Source organism: Devosia sp., assembly GCF_034675085.1.
GTDB lineage: Bacteria > Pseudomonadota > Alphaproteobacteria > Rhizobiales > Devosiaceae > Devosia.
In genome coordinates this window covers 1-3,565 of sequence record NZ_JAUCDN010000330.1, presented here as the reverse complement: position 1 = coordinate 3,565, position 3,565 = coordinate 1, and the positions used below count along the sequence as shown (strand labels likewise).

General features: G+C 63.8%; 2 protein-coding genes. Both read right to left on the bottom strand.

Annotated elements, in window-relative coordinates; all coding sequences use genetic code 11:
- A partial coding sequence (locus VDP82_RS15750; protein ID WP_323015776.1) for an ABC transporter ATP-binding protein occupies positions 1-1,612 on the bottom strand: 1,612 nt, incomplete at its 3' end.
- 183 nt (positions 1,613-1,795) lie between these two features.
- On the bottom strand, positions 1,796-3,565 hold a 1,770-nt coding region (locus VDP82_RS15745), incomplete at its 5' end, for an ABC transporter ATP-binding protein (protein WP_323015775.1).

Below are 3,565 nucleotides of genomic sequence, written 5' to 3'. Positions count from 1 at the left end.
CGGAGGTGGCTTCGTCCAGCACCAGGATCGGCGCGTTCTTGAGCAGCACGCGGGCGATGGCGACGCGCTGGCGCTGGCCGCCGGAGAGCTTGACGCCGCGTTCGCCCACATGGGCGTCATAGCCGGTGCGGCCGGTGGGATCGGCCAGCCCGAGAATGACGTCGTGGACTTTTGCCTGCTCGGCGGCCCGGATCATCTCCGCGTCGCTGGCCGATTGCCGGCCATATTTGAGGTTTTCCCGCACCGAGCGATGGAGGAGCGAGGTGTCCTGGCTGACCAGGCCAATGGCGGCCCGCAGGCTTTCCTGGGTGACCTCGCGCACATCCTGGCCGTCGATGCGGATGCCCCCTTCCTGCACGTCGAACATGCGCAGAGCCAGATTGACCAGCGTCGACTTGCCCGAGCCGGAGCGGCCGACAAGGCCGATCTTTTCGCCCGACGCCACGGCGAGGCTGAAATCGTCGATGACCGAGCCCTGCTTGCCGCGCCAGTAGTTGAAGCTGACCTTGTCGTAGACCAGTTCGCCTTGAGTGACGGCGAGCGGCGGAGCGCCCGGCGCATCGAGCATGGTCAGCGGCTGGGCGATGGTATCCATCGAATCGCGGGTATTGCCGATCTGGCGGAAGATGTTGGAGCCGATCTCCAGAATCCAGCCGCTCATATTCATGATCTGCAGGGCGAAGGGAATGGCGGTGGCCACCGCGCCGGCGGTAAGCACGCCTTCGTTCCAGCCGCTCAGCGCCAGCCAGGTGACCGAGACCACCAGCGCGGCATTGAGCAGGAACAGCACCGACCACATGGCGGTGAATACCCGCATCAGCTTGCGGAAGCCGATGGCGTGGTCGAGCACGGAATCGGCCACGTATTGATCCTCATGGCCGCCGGTGGAGAAGGTCTTGAGCGTCTGGATGTTGGTGTAGCTGTCCACGATGCGCCCGGTCATCACCGACTTGGCTTCGGAAAGCTCCTCCGAATAGCGGGCGATCAGCGGCATGGTGATGGCAAAAAGGATTGCATAAAGCAGCAGCCACACCGCGATGGGCACCAGCAGCACCGGATCGAGCCGGGCCAGGACGACGATGGCCACCACGACGAAGACCAGCGCATACCAGGCCGCGTCTATGGTGAGGTTGACCCCGATCTCGATGGCCTCGCCAGCCTGGATGACCTTGTTGGCGGCGCGGCCGGCGAAATCGTTCTGGAAGAAGGTCCAGCTCTGCCGGATGACGTGCCAATGGCTCTGCCAGCGCACCAGATCGACCAGATTGGGCACGATGGCGTGGTTGCGGACAAGGGTATCGAAGAAGAAGGCCAGCGGCCGCACCAGGGCGACGACGAAGATCATCCAGAGCAGGGTTTGCCCGTGCTGGGTGAAGATTTCGCCCGGAGCGGTGGTGGCGAGCATGCCGACCACGAGGCCGACAAAGACCGGCATGAGCGCGTCGGCCACCGAACCGATGGCGACAAGGCCGATGCGGATGGCGAAGGCGGCGCGGAACTGGCCGATGAAATAGCTGACGAAGGGACGAAGGCCCATGGGCGGCTGGCGGTTTTCGGCCAGGGCGACGGGCGAATAGAGGGTGTCGAAGAAATCGACGACGCGGTTGAACATTTTGAGCTCATGAAGTGAGCCGCGCCTGAGGGAAGCCTGGCTTCCGGGTCAGGTTCGGAGACGATCGACGGGTTTGGGTTGGTCCTGGCAGACGCCGCTATGGCCGGGCAGGGTTCGGGTCAGGTCGATGTCACCCATCTGGGTTCTCCTTGATTGCATTGAGAGATGAAGGGAAAGCGGCCGCTACTGGGCCGCCTCCCCGATCTGGTCGGCGTCGATGAAGCCGCCGGACTGGCGATGCCAAAGCTGGCTGTAGATGCCGCCGGCGTCAACAAGCTGGGCGTGGGTGCCCTCTTCGACGATGCGGCCTTTGTCCAGCACCACCAGCCGGTCCATCATGGCGATGGTGGAGAGGCGATGGGCGATGGCGATGACGGTCTTGCCGTCCATGAGGCGCTGCAACTGGCTCTGGATGGCCGCCTCGACCTCGGAATCGAGGGCGGAGGTGGCTTCGTCCAGCACCAGGATCGGCGCGTTCTTGAGCAGCACGCGGGCAATGGCGATGCGCTGGCGCTGGCCGCCGGAAAGCTTGACCCCGCGCTCGCCCACATGGGCGTCATAGCCCACGCGGCCCTTAAGATCGGTGAGCGTGGCGATGAAATCGGCGGCCTCGGCCTGTTCGGCGGCGGCATGCATCATCGCATCGGTGGCGTCGGGCCGGCCATAAAGGATGTTGTCGCGCACCGAGCGGTGCAGGAGCGAGGTATCCTGCGTCACCACGCCGATATTGGCGCGCAGGCTGTCCTGCGTCACCTCGGCGATGTCGTGGCCATCGATCAGGATGCGCCCGTCCTGCCGGTCGTAAAAGCGCAGCAGCAGGTTGACGATGGTGGACTTGCCGGCGCCCGAGCGGCCGACAAGGCCGATCTTCTCGCCGGGGCTTATATGCAGGTTCAGCCCCTCGATGACGCCCTTGTCCTTGCCATAGTGGAAGGAGATGTTCTCGAAACGGATATCGCCTTCCACCTTGCCGATGGGGGTGGCGGCGGGCTTGTCGGCCACCACGCGCGGCAGCGAGATGGAGGAAATGCCGTCGCGCACCACGCCGATATTCTCGAACAGCGCCGACATTTCCCACATCACCCACTGGCTCATGCCCTGGAAACGCAGCACCAGCGCCGCTGCCACCGCAATGGCGCCCGGCGTCATATTGCCGTTGAGCCATTGCCAGATGCCGACGACGAAGACGGCGAACAGCAGCGTGCAGTTCATGATGGTGATGGTACATTGCAGCACCGTCACCATGCGCATCTGCTTGTGCACGGTGGAGAGGAACCCATCCATGGATTCGCGGGCATAGGCCTCTTCCCGATGCGAATGGGAGAAGAGCTTGACGGTGGCGATATTGGTGTAGCTGTCGACGATGCGTCCGGTCATGATCGAGCGGGCGTCGGCCTGCGCCTCAGAAATCTTGCCCAGGCGCGGGATGAAATAGCGCATGAGCAGGACATAGCCGACCAGCCAGACGACGAAGGGCAGCGCCAGCCAGGGATCGCTGAGAAAGGCCAGCACCACGGCGCCCGAGAAATAGACGACCACATAGACCGTCACGTCGAGCACCTTCATGACCACTTCGCGCACGGCCAGTGCGGTCTGCATCAGCTTGGCGCCGATGCGGCCGGCGAACTCGTCCTGGAAATAGCTCATGGACTGGCGGATGAGATAGCGATGCGCCATCCAGCGGATGCGCTGGGGGAAATTGCCCAGCAGCGTTTGATGGATAATCATCGAATCGGTGATTTGTAGCAGCGGAATGGCCAGCATCAGCAGCGCGGCCATGCCCGCCAGCTTCCAGCCCTCCTCGGCAAGGAAGGTCGCGCGATCGGCCGAGCCCAGCCAGTCGACGATGGACCCCATGAAGCCGAAAAGCGAGATTTCGAGCAAAGCGATGCCGGCGCCCAGCACCGTCATGGCGGCGAGCCAGCGCTTGGCCCCGTCGCTGTAATGCAGGCA